The 519-nt window shown below is 44.3% G+C and carries 1 protein-coding gene; it reads right to left on the bottom strand.

Annotation, left to right across the window (positions count from 1 at the left end; all coding sequences use genetic code 11):
* A partial coding sequence (locus tag R7044_RS28015) for an ABC transporter permease (protein ID WP_225456354.1) occupies window positions 1–519 on the bottom strand: 519 nt, incomplete at both ends.

Below are 519 nucleotides of genomic sequence, written 5' to 3'. Positions count from 1 at the left end.
CCCTAAGGAACGAGCGGCGCGGAAATACGTTGGACTGATGCCTTTCATTACACTGTAGAGCGGCAGAATCATAAAAGGCAATAAGATGTGTACCATAGAAACAACCGTACCAAAGGTATTGTGTATCATCTGAATTCGCTCAGACGTTAAACCAGACCAAATCAGTAAATCATTAATCACCCCCTGATTTTGCAACAACACAATCCAAGAGGTCGTACGGACCAATAGTGACGTCCAAAAAGGCAGTAGCACCACAATCAACAGCAAGTTGGCGCGTTTGTCTGGCAAGTTTGCTAACAGATACGCCACGGGATAAGCCATCAACAAACAAATCACTTTAATTAAGATCGACATCCAAAAGGTTTTAAAGAAAAGGTCAACGTAGATCTGCCGTTTTTCTGGTTGCGCTTCAATCTCGCCCATTTCGTTCACCTGCATATCCAATGCCGAAAGGTAATGGTTGACGGTTATCGCACCGCTCAGGTTCTTAAAAGCAACCCAATGTTTTGCATCCGCCCA

Source organism: Vibrio sp. 1402, assembly GCF_033340275.1.
Note: the sequence above shows the minus strand (reverse complement) of the source record. Positions and strands in the feature narration are given on the sequence as shown.